Consider the following 16,488-nt stretch of genomic DNA (forward strand, 5'->3'; position numbering starts at 1 on the left):
AATAACTCTTCCGTATGCCTCGACACGATTTTTATGCATAATATGCATTCTTTCATAGAGTTAACGAGGTTTGGTAGCACTCGGATGGGGATGGGATGAGCACAATAGTGTTGATATTGGCCTTACTCTTGACCAGCCTTGTCGCTGTTGCATTGCTATGGTGGTTCAAATATCACCAAATCTCTGCCGTTCCCGTGGCGCTCCCGTTTGTCAAACCCACGCATCGTACCCTTACGCCTGAAGAACGCGTCGCCGTCGAGAATTACCTGCTTAATCAATCCGAAAATGGCACCTTTAAAAAGCTGCCGGGTCTGGATTCACATCTGGATCAAGGGCATTCGTCCTCGTCTAACGAGCTGGCGTTGATCCCGGAAAGCGATAATGTCTATGCCGTCACCCGCGCTATTACCCGCTACGGCGTGGCTAGCGATGAACCGAATAAATGGCGTTACTACCTTGATGCCACCGAAGTGCATTTACCCCCGTTCTGGGAACAATTCATCGCGCAGGATAATTACGTCGAAGTCATTCAGACAAAAACTATCCCATTGGTGATCTCTTTAAATGGTCACTCCCTTAAAGATCACACGTTGGAAGCCCCAACGCCGCGAGTCGCCCAGTCTGCGCCACAAAATGCGTCTATCCGTAAAGAAGACAGCGAACACGTCGCCTTGGTCAATATTCGCAAGGAAACGCCGGAAGAACATGCGATTTACGGGCCTACCGGCCTGAGAGAAGCGGCGACTATCTGTTTGGCTTTGCTGCTTCTATTCCTCAGCCTTATTAGTCCTGGGGTAGTATTGCCATGGCTGATTCTTGTCTCTATCGCCCTGCTTTCCTGGGCCTGCTGGAAGTTATTCCGACCACTTTCAGAATCGGATTTAAAGGAAGTTCATTGCCTGAGTGGCACGCCAAAGCGTTGGGGATTATTTGGCGAGTCCAATCAAGGGCAGATGAATAACATCTCTTTGGGCATTATCGACTTGATTTATCCGCCTCACTGGCAGGCTTATTTCGCCCACGATCTGGGTAAGAAAACCAACGTTGATATTTATCTAAATCGGCAGGTCGTCCGTCAGGGACGCTATTTATCCCTGCATGATGAAATGAAAAATTTTCCATTGCAGCGCTGGGGCAAAAACCTGACGTTAATGCTCGGTTCATTAGCGATTCTGATATTGCTGGTCGTTTATGTTCCGCTCGGTCTGCCGCTAAAACTCAGCATGGCGTGGATTCAGGGTGCACAAAGCCAGCAGGTCACTAGTGTACAAGCTTTGGAAAAGATGCCGCTTCGCATTGGCGATATGCTGAAAGCTCAGGGAACGGGTATGTGCTATGTGCCGCCTAACGCTCTCGGCCCGCATAATTTTGCTTTTACGCCTTTCGATTGCTCTAGCATTTACTGGAATACCGCATCTCCGCTACCACAGCCTGAGTCGGAAACTATTGAAAAAGCCGCTGCACTGCTGGCGACGGTCAATCAGCAATTGCACCCGCAGGACAGCAGCGATCCTAACGTTAACCCACAGTTAGCGACAGCGATTGAAAAGTCCGGGATGATTCTGCTGAATAACTTTTCCGATATTGTACTGAAAACCAAAGAGTTATGCAGAAGCGAAGCCGATTGCGTACGTCTGAAAAACGCCTTGGTCAATTTAGGCAACGCCAAGAACTGGGCGGCGCTCACCAAAAAAGCACAGTCTGGCGCGCTCAAAGGTATGAACGTGTTATTACGTCCGGTCAGCGCCGATGCGTTGGAAAGTTTGGTGAATACCGCTACCTCTTCCTTCGTTTACCGCGAAACTCATCTGGCTACCGAGGCATTAAATAGCCCGCCGCCGGGCGGTTTCCTGATCAGCAGCGATGAAGGCAAACAACTGGTCAACCATCCTATTCCTGCCGTTCCGCTGTTTGATTACAGTGCGTTAGAGCAGTGGCGAGAACTTCAGCGGCTCTCTGGTTTGCTGCTGAATACCCCGTTTAAAGCTGAAGGAGTCATCACCAGCATTACCGTTGATGCCAACGGTACGCGTCATGTTACTTTGCATAGCGAACCGGACGTTATCACGCTCAGCCGCTATTTAGGCACCAGCCTGTTGTTATTCGCCTTGATTATTTGCCTGTCCGTCAACGGCTACCTGGTCATTAAGCGTATGCGCCAAAATCGCACCCGCATGGAAGATATTCAACGCTATTATGATAGCTGCTTTAGCACTCACCTTACCGCTACGCCTTATCTTCGCTAAGCGCCAGAATCCGCCTACGCAGCATCAGCCACGCGCAGACCTTGTCATTTTGGTATGCTAGGCTAAATATTATCTGCTAAATCGTCCGTCGCTGTTCCCCCTCAAACAGCCAGAATGCCTGCTTATTTTATTGGAGTGACCATGCCACTGAATGTTAACTGGCAAGATATCGATACCGTATTATTGGATATGGACGGTACTTTGCTGGATCTGGAGTTCGACAGCTATTTCTGGCTAAAACTGGTGCCTGAAGCTCTAAGCCAGCAGCGGAATATCCCTTTGGAGCAGGCCAAGGCAATGATTAACGATGAATACCACGCGGTGCAGCACACCATGAGCTGGTATTGCTTCGATTACTGGTGCCAACGACTAGATCTGGATATTTATGCCATGACGACGCAGGTCGGGTCGCGCGCCAGTTTGCGTCAGGATACACTGCCGTTTTTGCAGGAATTACGCGACTCCGGGCGGAAAACCATTTTACTGACCAATGCTCATCCCCATAGCCTGAATACTAAAGTTCAGCATACCGGTCTCGATCAGCACCTTGATTTGTTACTTTCCACCCATATATTTGGTTATCCGAAAGAAGATCAGCGTTTGTGGCAGGCCGTGGCTCAACATATCGATTTTGACCCCGCCAGAACCTTATTTGTGGATGACAGCGAAGCCATTTTGGACGCGGCAAAAACCTTTGGTATCCGTTACTGTTTGGGCGTTGAAAACCCTGATTCAAGCTGCGCGGGCAAAGTGTTTCAAAGCCATCCCGCCATCAGCGACTATCGCCAACTGTTGCCAGCCATTCGGCACCACAGCGCGGCTTAGCAGACAGGAGATTCTGTGAAAGAAAAATCCGCTCCCGATGACGCCGTTCGTCTGGATAAATGGCTATGGGCTGCGCGTTTTTACAAAACCCGCGCAATGGCCAGAGAGATGATTGATGGCGGTAAAGTTCATTACAACGGCCAGCGGGGGAAACCCAGTAAACTGGTTGAATTGAATGCGGAAATTCGGTTGCGACAAGGGAATGACGAGCGCACGGTTCGAATTCTGTCCATACACAGCCAGCGGCGCGGTGCGGCGGAAGCGCAGGCAATGTATGAAGAAACGGAAACCAGTATCGCCAACCGGGAGAAAGTAGCTCAGGCACGTAAACTCAATGCTCTGACCATGCCCCATCCGGATCGACGGCCGGATAAAAAAGAGCGTCGCAATCTGATCAAATTTAAATACGGCGAGTCGGAATAACCGGCTGCTTTTAAGAGAGAAAACTATGTCTAATCACGACCAATTACACCGCTATCTATTCAACCATCATGCGGTACGCGGCGAGCTGGTAACCGTTAATGAAACTTATCAACAGATTATCGCGAACCATGATTACCCCGCGCCGGTTAAAAAGCTGCTGGGTGAACTGTTGGTCGCTACCAGCCTGTTGACCGCTACTCTGAAATTTGACGGCGATATCACCGTACAGCTGCAGGGCGATGGCCCGTTGACTCTGGCCGTAATCAACGGCAATAACCAGCAGGAACTAAGAGGCGTGGCTCGCACCAACGGCGAAATTGCCGAAGACAGCTCGCTGAAGCAAATGATTGGTAATGGTTATATGGTGATAACCATTACACCAGCTAAAGGTGAACGTTATCAGGGTGTTGTTGGCTTGGAAGGCGACACTCTGGCCGAATGTCTGGAAAGCTATTTCATGCAGTCCGAACAGCTACCGACCCGCCTGTTTATCCGTACCGGTGAAGTCGAAGGTAAAGCGGCGGCAGCGGGTATGCTGTTGCAGGTTCTGCCTGCCGAAGAGCGAAATGAAGACGAATTCGACCATTTGGCGCAGCTGACAACCACTATCAAGGCGGAAGAACTGTTCACCCTGCCAGCCAATGAAGTGCTGTATCGCCTGTATCATCAGGAAGAAGTGACTATTTATGATCCGCAGAATGTCAGCTTCCGTTGCACCTGTTCCCGTGAACGATGCATGGACGCTTTAGTGACTCTGCCTGTTGAAGAAGTGCAGGAAATGCTTGAGCAGGATGGTCAAATTGATATGCACTGCGAATATTGTGGCACTCACCATATTTTTGACGCTGTAGATATCGCCAATTTGCTCAGCGGAAACAGCCCGTCTGACGATCAAATCCATTAATTATTCTGTTCTTTCCGGGCACATTTACTGTGCCCGGTGATTCCTGCCGTTTCACGCTTGCTATAATTCGTGTGCTATCTCTCATAACCTAGCTAAAAATAGGTCATTTATTAAAATCTTTGATAGCAATCGCTGTTAATCGAGGCTGAGGATTTACAATCGGTGGCATAAAAATAAGACGACCCTAGGAGTTAGACATGAGTGTTAAAGGAATCACCCCGCAAGAGCTCGCCGATTATGGCATCCATAGTGTAAGCGAGATTGTTTACAACCCTAGTTATGAGCTTTTATTTCAGGAAGAAACCAAGCCTGATCTGCAAGGCTATGAGCGCGGGACTGTCACCAATTTAGGCGCTGTCGCCGTTGATACCGGCATTTTTACCGGCCGCTCCCCGAAAGATAAATACATCGTTCGCGACACCATCACTCAAGATACCGTGTGGTGGGCCGATCAGGGCAAAGGCAAGAATGATAATAAACCGCTGAGTCAGGAAACCTGGACCCAGTTGAAAGGGCTGGTTACCGAACAATTATCCGGTAAGCGTCTGTTTGTGGTTGATACTTTCTGCGGTGCGAACGCTGATACTCGTCTGAAGGTTCGTTTTATTACCGAGGTTGCGTGGCAGGCACACTTCGTGAAAAACATGTTTATCCGCCCTACTGATGAAGAACTGGCCAATTTTGAGCCTGATTTTATCGTGATGAACGGCGCTAAATGCACGAACCCGAACTGGAAAGAGCAGGGTCTTAACTCCGAAAACTTTGTGGCATTCAACCTGACCGAACGCATGCAGCTGATTGGCGGCACCTGGTACGGCGGCGAGATGAAGAAAGGTATGTTCTCAATGATGAACTACCTGCTACCGCTGAAAGGCATTGCTTCCATGCACTGTTCTGCCAACGTGGGCGAGAAAGGCGATGTAGCGATCTTCTTCGGCCTGTCTGGCACCGGCAAAACCACCCTGTCTACCGATCCTAAGCGTAAACTCATCGGTGATGATGAACACGGCTGGGATGATGACGGCGTGTTTAACTTTGAAGGCGGCTGCTACGCCAAAACCATCAAACTTTCCGAAGAAGCCGAGCCAGATATTTATCACGCTATTAAGCGAGACGCTCTGCTGGAAAACGTCATGGTACTGGCCGATGGTACCGTTGATTTTAACGATGGATCGAAAACGGAAAATACACGAGTTTCCTATCCGATTTACCATATCGAAAACATCGTTAAGCCAGTATCCAAAGCTGGCCACGCAACCAAGGTCATTTTCCTGACCGCCGATGCGTTTGGTGTTTTACCACCGGTATCTCGTTTAACCGCTGATCAAACTCAGTATCACTTCCTGTCTGGCTTTACCGCCAAGCTGGCCGGTACCGAACGCGGCGTAACCGAACCAACGCCAACCTTCTCTGCCTGCTTCGGCGCGGCTTTCCTGTCGCTGCATCCAACTCAGTATGCCGAAGTACTGGTAAAACGCATGCAGGCGGCGGGCGCTCAGGCCTATCTGGTTAACACCGGCTGGAATGGCACAGGTAAACGTATTTCGATTAAAGATACGCGTGGGATTATTGATGCCATCCTGAATGGCGATATTGATAAGGCTGAGACATTCACCTTACCAATATTTAATCTGACGGTACCGACGGCGTTGCCGGGCGTGAATCCAGAGATTCTGGACCCGCGTCAAACCTACAGCAGTCTTGAGCAGTGGCAGGAAAAAGCGGAAGATCTGGCAAAACGCTTCGTCACCAACTTCGATAAGTATACCGATACCCCTGCTGGCGCAGCTTTAGTCAGCGCCGGGCCGAAAATCTAATCTGTTTTACTTATGCAAAAGGGCACGATATTCGTGCCCTTTTTTGATCTTGCTGATTCTTACTGATATTAGTCGCTCACACCGTCAACCGTGTTTGCCCGGTGCCACCGATTTCACGTCTAAGGGCAATGGCAGGTAAGCGCGAATGCACAGCCCGCCCTTCTCACTGGTGCCGATATCCAGCATACCTGAGTGAGCATCAAGAATACGCTGTACGATTGCCAGTCCCAGACCGGTGCCGCTGGTGCTACGAGCGCTATCGCCGCGAACGAATGGCTGGAACAGATGCTTCAATTCTTCCGGTTTGATACCCGGCCCATCATCTTCCACTTGGAACCAGGCGCGCTGTAACTCAGTGCCGCTGCTTACTTTTATCCAGCCATTACCATAACGAGCTGCGTTAACCACCATGTTCGCCAACGCACGTTTAATCGATAACGGATGCACTTCGACCTTCACTTCGCCGTCGCATAAATCTGTTTCAATTTCCCGCTCATATCCGCTTTCTGCTGCAATGACTTCGCCCAAAATGGCGTTCAGATCGCAGGTTTCCGTCGGCATTTCCTCCCCGGTGCGCAGGTAATCAATAAACTGTTCGATGATGGCATTACATTCTTCAATATCTTTATTAATGGATTCAGAGAGATAACCATCCTCTTCTGCCATCATTTCCGTCGCTAGGCGAATACGGGTCAGCGGTGTACGTAAATCATGGCTGACGCCCGCCATCAGAAGCGTGCGGTCATCTGCCAGCAGCTTTACTCCGGAGGCCATTTGGTTAAATGCCCGGGTTACCGAGCGCACCTCAGACGCGCCATATTCCCGCAGCGGCGGCGGAATATTGCCTTTCCCCACCTGTAGCGCCGCATGCTCCAGCTCCACCAAGGGCCGATTCTGAATGCGGATAAACAGCCAGGCTCCGCCTACCGCCAGCAGCATAATCGCTAGCGTATAACGGAACAGCGGCGAGAAATCACCCTGATGAATTTCAGTCAGAGGAACCCGCACCCAGATGTCTGGCGATAGCCAGGTTTTCAGCCAGACGACCGGCGAGTTTTTATTAACCTCAACCCGCACATCCGTTGGCCCTCCAAGCTGCTGGGCCATTTGATCGCTGAGAAACTTGTAATGCTGAGCCCAACGCAGGCCACTCTCCTCCGCCGCAGCATTGGTATACAAAGAAATTCCCAACTCACGGTAGATTTCACGCCGAAAAGCGGGCGGGACCTCCAGTAGCGTGCCGTCTTCCAGTTGCAGCCGGTCGGTCATCAGCATACGAACTTCGTAAGCCAGAACCTTATTGAACTGCTGCAAACTAGGCAAAATGGCAAAGTTTAGTACCACTAAATAAGTTGTGACCAAACTGACGAACAGCAAGGTCACAATCAATAACAGGGTACGGGCAAACGAGCTACGCGGAGAAAAGCGCCATCGCCTCATGCTTTACTGCCGTCCGGTACGAATACGTAGCCCAAGCCCCAAACGGTTTGGATATAACGCGGATGAGCAGGATCTTCTTCCACCATACGGCGTAGACGGGAGATTTGAACATCGATGGAACGTTCCATGGCGCTGTACTCACGGCCGCGAGCCAGATTCATCAATTTATCGCGGGATAACGGCTCACGCGGATGGCTCACCAATGCCTTTAGCACGGCAAACTCGCCGCTGGTCAATGGCATAGGTTCATCTTCGCGAAACATTTCGCGGGTCCCCAAATTCAGTTTGAATTTGCCGAAGGAGATAATCGCCTCTTCCTGAGAAGGTGCACCCGGTAGTTCATTGGCCTGACGGCGCAACACCGCACGAATACGCGCCAACAGCTCACGCGGGTTAAACGGCTTAGGAATATAGTCATCTGCACCGATTTCCAGACCAACAATACGGTCAACTTCTTCGCCTTTCGCGGTCACCATAATGATTGGCATTGGATTGCTCTGGCTACGCAGGCGGCGGCAAATAGATAGCCCATCTTCGCCCGGCAACATCAGGTCCAGAACCATCAGGTGGAATGATTCACGGGTTAGCAAGCGGTCCATCTGTTCAGCATTGGCTACGCTGCGGACTTGAAAACCTTGCTCAGTCAAATAGCGTTCCAAAAGCGCACGCAGGCGCATGTCATCATCGACGACCAGAATCTTGTGATTCTCTTGCATTTTAGTACTCCCAAAGGCTGTATTGCCCGACCTGAATATTGTTAGAAAAACTCACGCTAACAGACAGCTATTTATGGTATATATTCTAGTCGAAATTGTTACAAAGCTTATTGTTCTACCTAATAATCAACACTTTTCGTCAAATGGCCGGTACCGAATCTCTAATATCCAGTAGGTTGCCTCGCCGTTGGGTGTCTGAACCGTGATTTCATCATCTACCTGTTTACCAATCAAGGCTCGCGCCACCGGCGAGTCAATTGAGATCCATTTTTTGGCCGGATCGAATTCATCTGGGCCAACCAATCGAAAAAACCGCTCTTCTCCCAGTTCATTTTCCACCCTAACCCAAGCGCCAAAATAAACTTTTCCTTCCTGACGCGGATCGGGATCGACGATTTTCAACACATCCAGACGTTTGGATAAAAAACGCACCCGACGATCGATTTCCCGCAGGCGTTTTTTCCCATAAATATATTCGGCATTTTCAGAACGGTCGCCCATTGCGGCTGCTTCTGAAACTGCCTGCGTCACCCTTGGCCGTTCTTCTCGCCATAGATATTTTAGTTCGAGGTCCAGAGCCTGCCAGCCTTCGCGGGTGATGTAATTACTTTTCGACATTCTCTTATCCACTCAACACGGGTTGGGTATTCAGTCATCCAATATAACGTAACTTATCATCAATACGTTGTCTTCCCTCAGATTACGCCAGGTTGTTTACTCGAGCCATGCCTCAAATTTTACCTATCTCGACGGTCATAACTTCACATTAAGACAGACTGTGTTGACTTTTTATACGGCGAGTTATAAAGATTAATACGCGCAGAAAAGCGCTCAAGTAACATTGATTAACATGATGTTATATATGGATTTATTTAAAATCACGGAGGATTTTAAAATGGAAATTATTATTCTTGAAACCAAGCTACCAGAGCAGAATAAACCTCGACCAGCAGCCGAACAATAACGGTCAAGACCTCCCTAAAATATTAGGGAGGTTAGCTCATACTGACGTTTATAAAACAATTTATGATCTGGAGAGCGAATCATGGAAGGTATCAACAAGCCTTTATTACTGCCCAATACGGTAGTTTTAGACAAGACGGCCTCGCGAGCGGGAGTGACGCTAACTATCGCAGACCTCAATCAATGGGATAACTTCAAACGCCTGCTTGAATGCTGTGACGGCACACAAACCCCACAACAAATCGCTACACACCTATCACTCGACATCACCACCGTTAATCATACTTTGGCATCTCTGGAGTCCGCAGGCTTCATCTGGTGTCTGCCAGCGTATCAGGCGATTCCTACGCCACTTTTTTTGACGGAATTCAACCGCTGGCTGCCCATTTGGGTGCATAAGATGTATGACCAACAGATATGGCAAGATTTGTATGATGGTAAAGAATCGCCGTCGGTGCTTATCGGCTGGGCGCAGGAAAATATGCATTACACTCGCAGCGTTATGTCGCATATGCCTCGGGCTATTCACTATGCCGATGACCAAATCGGGCATGGCATCCAATTTCGTCATCTCAGCGAAGAGTGGGATCATTACCGGTTATTTATGGCCGCTTGCCACGATGTGGGTATCGATCAGGCTCAGTTGGATCAAAGCCCGCCCCTAGCCAGTACCACCAGCATTACGCGTTTTATGGCCAATGTGGCTCAAATGGGAACGCTGGTGTACAACGCCTGCGAAGCCTTGCTGGAAGCCACCACCCAAAACGGGCAATCGGTGATCGATTTCTATCAAACGGCCGGCGAGCGGCTAGAACTCCCTCAGGCATTCACCGATAAGCTGATTCATCATTTGATGGCAGATGATTAGACTTGAGATAAATGACAGGGAGTTAGTGAGATAATTATGGGATGAACTGGGTCAACATGGGAAGAGACTGGATGGAATGTGCAATAACCTTACAGTATGTGAAAATCAGACCGGCCCGAAAAAAAACAAGTTCGAACCAGCCTGGATTGTGATTTTACTCCCTTGTTCCGGCATCGTCATCAGGTTCACCATCAAACAGCTTACCCTGCATCCGATCCAGCTCTTCCCTTTTAACCCGTTTCACCACGCTGTAGATCCACTGTAGCGAAACGCCAAACTTGCGGGCCAGCTCGTGATGGTTGCGTCCGTCGAACTCCAGGAAGATTTCCCTGTCACGCTGGCTGACCTTCCAGACCATGCCCATCGGGAAGTACACGTTCTGCCCGCCCCAGACTTGCATCATGCGGTTAGCGACTGCCTCGCCGATTTGGTCAGCCACTGCGATGTCAATTTCGATGATTTCACGCACCGTTGTAGCGGTATGCTGGGCAAGTTCAACCAGCAATTCAGGCCCTTTACTGCGAAACTGGCTATGGTCGCTCATGTTCGTTTCCCCGTAGTCCGGTAATGCCACTTTTTGAGCTTCTCAATAACACTGCTGGCCTGTTCCGAGTTCAGCCAGCGCAATCCGTCAACACCGGTTTCTCGTTTCACCCAACGTGCCAGCGAGAGTTCAGAACTGTCACGGATAACGCCTGCCGCAGCCATATCCAGCCAGAGAACGCGTATTTTGCGGGACTGTGGATGGTCATCCAGCGCAATACCGGTTTTGGCGTTTCCGGCAGGCTTAACCCTGAATCCTTTCTTTTTCATGGACTCCAGCACTTTAGTTAGCTGCGAAAGATCCATCCCTTTGGTTGAAGCCCTACCGGTTAGCCCCTGCAACATCTGGCGGTAGGTATCTTCATCCATCTTCAGGTCATTACGGGCAATGTGAATAAGCTGGATTAACTGTTGTTTAGTCATGGCTGTCGCCCCCAGCATCCTGTTGGCTAACAAAGTCGACAAAAAGCGGCAGGGTTAATGGCCAGAGCAGGCAAATAACTGACCAGCTAATCCAGCGTTTCGCCCCCTGATAACGCGAATAAAAGCCCATATAAAGGTGCAACTGAGCAGTACACCACCCAACAAAACCGTACCAGAACAGTGTGGAGACATAGAATTCAGCGATCATAATGAATCCCGCCCCAGTTGATATGAATATTACGGGCCGTAATAATCGGGTTGTTATTCCACCATGCACCTGACATGTAATTTTTAACCTGCTCGCGTCCTGCAATAACACCAATTTGAATACCAGGCCTTACGTTCTTAAAAAAGGCGCGAGCAAAAAGATATTTAGCAGTAGTACGACATGGTTTTGATGCTTTCTTCTTGCGTAAAAACTTCATAATTTAGCCCCCAGCTTCCACTCTTCCTGTTCGTTCACTGGCTGATGCGGCCTGTTGTCGCCTTCGTGACGAAGCATTGCAGCACGACAGTTGTTCCAGCCGTTTACATAGTCATAGGTGTTATCGTGGTCTGGCATTATCTCTTCCGGTACTGGTGGCTGGGCAGCCCTGAATCTCTCAACAATGCGCGATAGTGAGTTGTAATTGATAAATGGAACTTCCTGATGGCCCTTGTAAATATTGCCATTCCAGGCATGCTGGTTGCCGCCAGTAACCTCTGCTACTGCTGCGTTGAGCGCATCGAATGAAACAGGTTCAGACGTATCTGATTTGCGGTGATCTAACAACTCAGCCAGTGCTACAACGCAGTCATGAAATATTGGGTCTATCTTTTGACCGCTGATATAGCTGTTTAATACGGCATCATGATCGGCCCAGCGCTTCAGGCTTTGATAGATAAAGAGCAGACGTTCTTCAGTTAGCTTATTATTCTGCGGCATAAGTCACCCCCAGACGTTCGGCAAGGCGCTCCAGCTTTTTCTGCTTATGAAAGTCAATCATCAGGCCCATTCCGTTGAGGCGGAACTGTTCGATCATGATTTCAACGTCGGCCAGTTCGCCAGCCAGGTCAACTTCACTACCCAGCCCGTTCATGTTGCGGGCGGCAGCAGCGGCCAGTTCGGCGGCTTCTTCCATCAGCTTCAGCGCCTGTGCTTCAGGGCCGAAGGTTTTAAGGGCCAGGCTATAAATAGTGGAGCGGTTATATAATTTCATGCCTTTCATTTTTTCGCCTCGCAGGGGATGAACTCCATGGCAGGGACTTCCACGTAGTAATGCTGGCTGCAGTGAGGGCATACCAGCGTGACGAGAACCGCAGGGACACGGTATTTACCGGAGGTAATAACGCTGGCCTCGCTGAACTTCATGGTGGTGATACCTTTCTGGCAGTTGGTACATTTGATGGACATGTTTAATTCCTTAAAGCTGTTTTCGGCGTGCAGAAACCCACGGCGCTGACGCCGAAATAAAAAGAAATTGAATTAAAATTAAATGGCAGCGATATCTAACGGGATATTAATTAGCTTCCCGTGTTTGTCTTTCTCCCGGAAATTAATATAAGTTTTGGACATAGCCACCTGCAGTGATTCCGATATGGCCTCCATAGCCCGGTTCCAGCGCTCATCCTGAATTTTGACCCGGCGAAGGGAAAGAATACGCCCGGTGTTAAGCTGACCTTCTTTATCCACCTGGAAGGCATCGCCGATGATGGCCCGCAGGTTGGCGTTCGCGCCTTCAGACCACTCGGTGACACACTCGTCAATCAGGTCTTTGGCAATCTGCAACTCAGGCCCGAAGGTCAGGGTTTCCTGCACACGGATAGTGATTTGTTCACTGCCATCAAAGCTGCTGAAGGTTACGTTACCCTTAACCCCGCCACGTGTTCTGCCGTACTTCTCGGCCACCAGGTCAAGCCAGGCATAGCACTCATCAAAAGCGCGCTGCTTGAAGTCGCTGAGGTCAGCACTTTTGACCTTAGCAGCCGCGACCTGCTCTTTGACAAAAGAGTCCATCGCCAGATCGTAATCGGATACCTGCGCAACCGGCACCAGACGGCCTTTACGGTCTTTCATATATTCTTCTTTGTTTATTTCGCTCATTTTGGTTCACCTTGTGGTTAATGTAATGACTCTGACCATGTAATCCGGCAGCCATGCAACTCAAAGACGCCCTGACGAAAGCGCCCTGAGCCGTCATGACCAACATGGATATAACTCGCTTTCCCCTGCGCCAGTAGGCGGGCACAGTGGCCGTTTCTGGCGATGCGGATGACTGGCTTACTGCCTACAATCATGATGCTCTGAACGGTGCTGTTCATGGCGTTCAGCGCTGCTATGGCAGACTGCAAATGGTGCAGCTGCTGGTTGATATCGGTGATGCATTTCATTGTTACACCCCTTTCACGACGTCGGCGTTAACCTGTGGAACCCCGATTTCAGCAGCCAGATTCATGGCGGCTATCACTAGGTTACTGACGGCCAGCGGATACAGCAGGCTGACCATGCTTTTGCGGTTGCTGCCCAGATTGCTCAAGCGGGCGCGAATGGCGTCAACCGCGCTGGCGTCCATAACGTCGGCCAGCTGCTTACCGGCGCGTTGCAGCTTGAACGCCAGAAACTCTTCGAGGCTGTTGTCCAGTGGCAGCAGTTCAACCACCTCGCAGCGCTGTACGACTTCACGTACCTCCATGTTGCGTTCGGAAAGCTTGTCTGCCAGCTCCGGCTGGCCAATCAGCACGATGGACAGCAACCGTTTAAAACCGGACTCCAGCTCAAAGAAACGTTTGAGATGCTTTAAAGTTGGGATCGGCAGGCTGTGGGCTTCCTCAATCACCAGTACGTGGTTGAAACCCGCTGAGCAGCTGTCTTTCAGTACGCGGTGCAACTGGCGAAAACGGGCATCCTGGCTGCGTTTGATGTTCTCCAGCGGCGCGATGGTACTGACAATGGCCTCGGCGATAGCCGCCGCCTTCAGGGTCTTCCCTTTCACGTCGTTGTCTTCCATAGCGATGATGTAGGGTTCAATGACCACCACCGGCGCATTCTCACGGTTGATGCGTTCAATCAGGTCGCGGCGCAGCGTGGATTTACCCGCACCGGACTCACCGATAACCGCCATAAAGCCACCGTGGCGGGCGGTCTGGTAAAGGGCTTCACGCACGTAGCGGATATCGGGCGTGGTGAATACATCTTCCGCGCCCTGCATGGCATCATCGGCAAACGGGTCACGGAAAAGGCCAAACGCTTTTTTAGTTGCTGGAAATAACACCTGCTTTTTGAGTAACATGTTCTCTTCCTCACTGAGGTTGGTTTTATCGGTAGTGCCCGCTGTACGGGGCGTGACAGCGCCCTGTGCAGCATCAAAACTCTTCGCTGTATCAATCCCCTGACTTTCCAGATAAGACGCCAGACGCTGGCGCACTTCCTCCGGGCGGGTGCGGGGCCACTCGTTATGGTTCACAATCTGGGCCAGCGTGGCCTCGGAAACGACAACGGCTCTTGCCACCACCGCCTGCGGGATGCGGGCCTCTTTCAGTTGTTGCTTCAGTACCAGCATGTTTTCCTCCTCAGTTGCCGTTAACGATGCTGATAACGCTGCTGCGGGCCGGAGTGGTCATAGCGGTCATCACCTCATCCAGCGCGGCTTCGGGTACGCCTTCAGGGTACTGCGCCGCTAACTGGCGATAATGTTCTGGCTTCCAGGTATGGCCGTTCGCACTGAATTTCTCGCGCAGGGCTTTCGCCGCTTCCACATGGGTCAACGGACGCTGCTCAACACGTGGGCCGCGTACCTCTGACGCCTGACCGCGCTTAGGCATATAAGTCGGCAGTGTGGCGTCGTCGATATGCTTGTAAGGGTCAAGCCTGCCGCCGAACGGCAGTGCCTTCGCTTTACGTGCCGCAGCGGCATCAGTGGCGTTATCTGTTTCGGTAACAAGCTGTTCAATCTCTTTTGCCGCTGTCTGCGCCGGGGTGTCCGCCACTGCCTTATGGCTTTCGCCAAACACAGCCGCACTTTCAGCAAAGCCAAACTCGTTCTTTTTAACCTCTTCAACGAGGAAGAACATCTCGTGGCCGTCTTCGCCAGTCAGCACAACCTGTGCGGCATCGGTGCGCCATGGATTGCGGGTAATCATCAGCTTTTCGCCAACCATCACGCCCGGCACCGCAGAGACGTCGTACTCGATGCCCCGGAACGGTACCCGCAGCTTTGATGTCACTTTGCGGCTCTCCGGCGCGGCAACTGCAAGTTCGCGGCATACTTCAGCGGTTGGCGCTTTCGTCAGCTGATCGGCGGTAATTTTCAGCCAGATATCCGTGCGGGTTTTACGGTGGCGGCTGTGTACTGCCGTGGCGTTAAAGTGGCTGCGCCATTTCACGGCCAGTGCGTTCAGCTCTTCCAGACTGTTGACAGGCTGGAACTTCAGCCCCGGCTCCAGCTTGCGTTCGATAATGTCGCGGGCTTTTTCCACCTGGCCAGTCGCACGGGCGTTATGCGGCTTGTGCGCTATCAGGTCGATACCCAGAGAGCGGCACATATTTTTAGTCATACCAGCGGTGTTCGCCGAACCGGGGTCGAGGTAGAGAATTTTCGGCACACCGTGCAGCACATCCGCGCCACCGCGTTCCTGCATCGCATTGATAAGAACGGAGCAGAGGTTCTCACCGGACTCCGCGCCCATCACGTACTCAACGTAAATCCAGCCGCTGGTGTGGTCGGTAATCTCATAACTCCATACGCGGTCACTGGCGATGCGGGCAATATTGGCAGGCTTGTTTTTGTAGAACTTCGCGCTGTCCATCACCTGTAATCCCTTGTGGCCGTTGCTCAGGTAATAAAGGGTGCAGAGTGAAGCATCAATCTCCCAGACGTGGTTAGGATGCAGGCTGGCCATCTCCGAAGACGGAGCCGGTGCGTCCAGCTGTTCCGGGTGCAGGCCGTAGTTACGCAGGGCGCGGCTGATAGTGTCCTCAGAAAGCGGGAAGAACTCGCCGGTTTCTTCATCCGTTCTGCCTGCGGAGATAAAGCCGTTAGTGCGCAGGGTCTCCACCGCATCGGCGATGGAATACAGTCGTTTGCCGTTTTTACGGGTTGCTTCACGCAGGGTTGCAGATATCAGTGCAGCTTCGTCGCGGCTCAGTGCGCTGCGCCCGGCATCAGTGCGTTTTTTACGTTTATCAGTCACAGATACCTCCTTCAGCTTGCGCAGCAACGTTGCGCGGGAGAGACCCAATTCAGCGCAGGCGGCGTCATATACCGCACCGCGCTTTCCATGCCCCGCGTCACGTGCCGCGCGGGCAACAGAAACCAGTCGTTCAGTCAGGGCGGCGCTCATC

Annotated in this window: 20 protein-coding genes; 6 read left to right on the forward strand and 14 right to left on the reverse strand. The window is 51.1% G+C overall.

The window, feature by feature from the left end:
* Window positions 1-95 precede the first annotated feature (95 nt).
* From ACQ4OC_RS13375 to pckA, 5 genes are all read left to right on the forward strand, one after another.
* Complete coding sequence (locus ACQ4OC_RS13375) at window positions 96-2,246, forward strand: intracellular growth attenuator family protein (protein ID WP_120805340.1); 2,151 nt, start codon at window positions 96-98, stop codon at window positions 2,244-2,246.
* A 141-nt stretch (window positions 2,247-2,387) separates the two neighbouring features.
* Complete coding sequence (gene yrfG, locus ACQ4OC_RS13380) at window positions 2,388-3,071, forward strand: GMP/IMP nucleotidase (RefSeq protein WP_430971234.1); 684 nt, start codon at window positions 2,388-2,390, stop codon at window positions 3,069-3,071.
* 15 nt (window positions 3,072-3,086) lie between these two features.
* The gene (gene hslR / locus ACQ4OC_RS13385) at window positions 3,087-3,494 is read left to right on the forward strand and encodes a ribosome-associated heat shock protein Hsp15 (protein ID WP_064515654.1); all 408 of its coding nucleotides are present in this window, start codon (window positions 3,087-3,089) and stop codon (window positions 3,492-3,494) included.
* A 25-nt stretch (window positions 3,495-3,519) separates the two neighbouring features.
* On the forward strand, window positions 3,520-4,398 hold the full coding sequence (gene hslO / locus ACQ4OC_RS13390) for an Hsp33 family molecular chaperone HslO (RefSeq protein WP_064515655.1): 879 nt from the start codon (window positions 3,520-3,522) through the stop codon (window positions 4,396-4,398).
* Between the two features lie 197 nt (window positions 4,399-4,595).
* Entirely contained in the window at window positions 4,596-6,215 is a 1,620-nt protein-coding gene (gene pckA, locus ACQ4OC_RS13395; protein WP_430971235.1) for a phosphoenolpyruvate carboxykinase (ATP), read from the forward strand.
* Window positions 6,216-6,299: 84 nt separating this feature from the next.
* Here the strand turns inward: pckA and envZ are convergent, their stop codons facing one another.
* From envZ to greB, 3 genes are all read right to left on the reverse strand, one after another.
* A complete protein-coding gene (envZ, locus tag ACQ4OC_RS13400) occupies window positions 6,300-7,655 on the reverse strand; it encodes a two-component system sensor histidine kinase EnvZ (protein ID WP_430971236.1) in 1,356 nt (451 codons plus the stop codon).
* The gene (gene ompR / locus ACQ4OC_RS13405; protein WP_049597277.1) at window positions 7,652-8,371 is read right to left on the reverse strand and encodes an osmolarity response regulator transcription factor OmpR; all 720 of its coding nucleotides are present in this window, start codon (window positions 8,369-8,371) and stop codon (window positions 7,652-7,654) included. The genes envZ and ompR overlap by 4 nt, the downstream gene beginning before the upstream one ends.
* A gap of 126 nt (window positions 8,372-8,497) precedes the next feature.
* Window positions 8,498-8,989, reverse strand: coding sequence for a transcription elongation factor GreB (greB, locus tag ACQ4OC_RS13410; RefSeq protein WP_064515658.1), 492 nt, complete (start codon window positions 8,987-8,989; stop codon window positions 8,498-8,500).
* 427 nt (window positions 8,990-9,416) lie between these two features.
* Here greB and ACQ4OC_RS13415 point away from each other — a divergent pair, with 427 nt between their 5' ends.
* Entirely contained in the window at window positions 9,417-10,202 is a 786-nt protein-coding gene (locus ACQ4OC_RS13415) for a MarR family transcriptional regulator (protein WP_430971237.1), read from the forward strand.
* Between the two features lie 154 nt (window positions 10,203-10,356).
* Here the strand turns inward: ACQ4OC_RS13415 and ACQ4OC_RS13420 are convergent, their stop codons facing one another.
* The 11 genes from ACQ4OC_RS13420 to ACQ4OC_RS13470 all read right to left on the reverse strand — a co-directional run bounded on the left by ACQ4OC_RS13420 (window position 10,357) and on the right by ACQ4OC_RS13470 (window position 16,487).
* Window positions 10,357-10,746: a Mor transcription activator family protein gene (locus ACQ4OC_RS13420; protein ID WP_032636363.1), complete on the reverse strand. Its 390-nt coding sequence runs from the start codon at window positions 10,744-10,746 to the stop codon at window positions 10,357-10,359.
* Window positions 10,743-11,168 (reverse strand): gp16 family protein, encoded by a 426-nt coding sequence (locus tag ACQ4OC_RS13425; RefSeq protein ID WP_430971238.1) that lies wholly within the window; start codon window positions 11,166-11,168, stop codon window positions 10,743-10,745. Before ACQ4OC_RS13425 ends, ACQ4OC_RS13420 begins: the two co-directional genes overlap by 4 nt.
* Window positions 11,161-11,376, reverse strand: a complete 216-nt coding sequence (locus tag ACQ4OC_RS13430; RefSeq protein ID WP_430971239.1) for a hypothetical protein — start codon at window positions 11,374-11,376, stop codon at window positions 11,161-11,163. Before ACQ4OC_RS13430 ends, ACQ4OC_RS13425 begins: the two co-directional genes overlap by 8 nt.
* On the reverse strand, window positions 11,366-11,593 hold the full coding sequence (locus ACQ4OC_RS13435) for a hypothetical protein (protein WP_430971240.1): 228 nt from the start codon (window positions 11,591-11,593) through the stop codon (window positions 11,366-11,368). Before ACQ4OC_RS13435 ends, ACQ4OC_RS13430 begins: the two co-directional genes overlap by 11 nt.
* Window positions 11,590-12,093: a hypothetical protein gene (locus ACQ4OC_RS13440; RefSeq protein ID WP_430971241.1), complete on the reverse strand. Its 504-nt coding sequence runs from the start codon at window positions 12,091-12,093 to the stop codon at window positions 11,590-11,592. Before ACQ4OC_RS13440 ends, ACQ4OC_RS13435 begins: the two co-directional genes overlap by 4 nt.
* Window positions 12,080-12,376: a hypothetical protein gene (locus ACQ4OC_RS13445; protein ID WP_427191402.1), complete on the reverse strand. Its 297-nt coding sequence runs from the start codon at window positions 12,374-12,376 to the stop codon at window positions 12,080-12,082. Before ACQ4OC_RS13445 ends, ACQ4OC_RS13440 begins: the two co-directional genes overlap by 14 nt.
* Window positions 12,373-12,561 (reverse strand): hypothetical protein, encoded by a 189-nt coding sequence (locus tag ACQ4OC_RS13450; RefSeq protein ID WP_032636369.1) that lies wholly within the window; start codon window positions 12,559-12,561, stop codon window positions 12,373-12,375. The genes ACQ4OC_RS13445 and ACQ4OC_RS13450 overlap by 4 nt, the downstream gene beginning before the upstream one ends.
* Before the next feature lie 78 nt (window positions 12,562-12,639).
* Window positions 12,640-13,251, reverse strand: coding sequence for a DUF3164 family protein (locus tag ACQ4OC_RS13455; RefSeq protein ID WP_197825802.1), 612 nt, complete (start codon window positions 13,249-13,251; stop codon window positions 12,640-12,642).
* Window positions 13,252-13,268: 17 nt separating this feature from the next.
* Window positions 13,269-13,538: a hypothetical protein gene (locus ACQ4OC_RS13460; protein ID WP_063616857.1), complete on the reverse strand. Its 270-nt coding sequence runs from the start codon at window positions 13,536-13,538 to the stop codon at window positions 13,269-13,271.
* A 2-nt stretch (window positions 13,539-13,540) separates the two neighbouring features.
* Window positions 13,541-14,707, reverse strand: a complete 1,167-nt coding sequence (locus ACQ4OC_RS13465) for an ExeA family protein (protein WP_430971242.1) — start codon at window positions 14,705-14,707, stop codon at window positions 13,541-13,543.
* Window positions 14,708-14,717: 10 nt separating this feature from the next.
* Window positions 14,718-16,487, reverse strand: a complete 1,770-nt coding sequence (locus ACQ4OC_RS13470) for an integrase catalytic domain-containing protein (RefSeq protein ID WP_430971243.1) — start codon at window positions 16,485-16,487, stop codon at window positions 14,718-14,720.
* Between the last annotated feature and the right edge of the window lies 1 nt (window position 16,488).

Source organism: Yersinia sp. J1, assembly GCF_050586585.1.
Taxonomy (GTDB): Bacteria; Pseudomonadota; Gammaproteobacteria; order Enterobacterales; family Enterobacteriaceae; genus Yersinia; species Yersinia entomophaga.